Consider the following 709-nt stretch of genomic DNA (forward strand, 5'->3'; position numbering starts at 1 on the left):
CCACTACCTGCCGCGATCAACGAAACGTGCTGCTCCAGCCGCTCCCAGTGCGCGAACTCACCCAACGCCCCAGGCGGCAACAGCCAGTACACCCACCCGGTGCGGGGGTCGATGATGGCCGCGCAGTTCTCCGTACCGTCCAGGATCCGGAAGGCGGCGTCCGCGATGACGGTGGACGTGCGCACCGCGTCCCACTGCCAGCCCGCCGGCAGCAACATCACGTCCTCACCCACTGGCGGGGACCAATCGAGGTCGATCACGGACGACCACCCGTCCTCGGCCGCACCACCGCGAACGCGTCCGCCAGCAGACCGGCGTCGGTCATCAACCGCTCGGGCGTGGGGGTGACGCGCCACCACACGGTGTGGTCACGGGTCATGCCGGGAACGAAGAGGTAGCTGTCGTCGTTGCCCGCGAGCGTGACCTCGGGATGGTCGCGCAGGTGCTGTACGGCCGCCAAATCCGGCTCGATCAGCCAGGTCAGCCGCTGCTCCACGTCCTCCTGGATCACCGCCCCACCCGCCTCGCCGAGCGCCGACAGCACTCGGTTGCCCAGGTACAACGGCAGCGTCAGGCTGTGCCACCCCAACTCCCCCACCCGCGTCCAACGGACACCACCACCAGGCGGAATCCAGTCAGGCATGCCTGTCATGTCTGGCTCCCCTGTACGTGGGGGAGGCAGTCCTCGAATGGCACAGTGGCGAAGAAC

1 protein-coding gene and 1 pseudogene are annotated in these 709 nt (G+C 68.3%); both read right to left on the reverse strand.

The genetic code is table 11. The features are described 5' to 3' along the window. Positions 1-260 (reverse strand): annotated as a pseudogene (locus KUM32_RS39995) (hypothetical protein); the annotation flags it as partial. Next, entirely contained in the window at positions 257-652 is a 396-nt protein-coding gene (locus tag KUM32_RS40000; RefSeq protein ID WP_217146627.1) for a hypothetical protein, read from the reverse strand. The pseudogene KUM32_RS39995 and the gene KUM32_RS40000, both read right to left, overlap by 4 nt. Positions 653-709 lie beyond the last annotated feature (57 nt).

The organism is Streptomyces sp. AC627_RSS907, assembly GCF_019049165.1.

What these genes read in the sequence shown, in the direction of transcription:
- KUM32_RS40000 (WP_217146627.1), bottom strand. Translation starts at nt 652, where the DNA reads ATGACAGGCATGCCTGACTGGATTCCGCCTGGTGGTGGTGTCCGTTGG.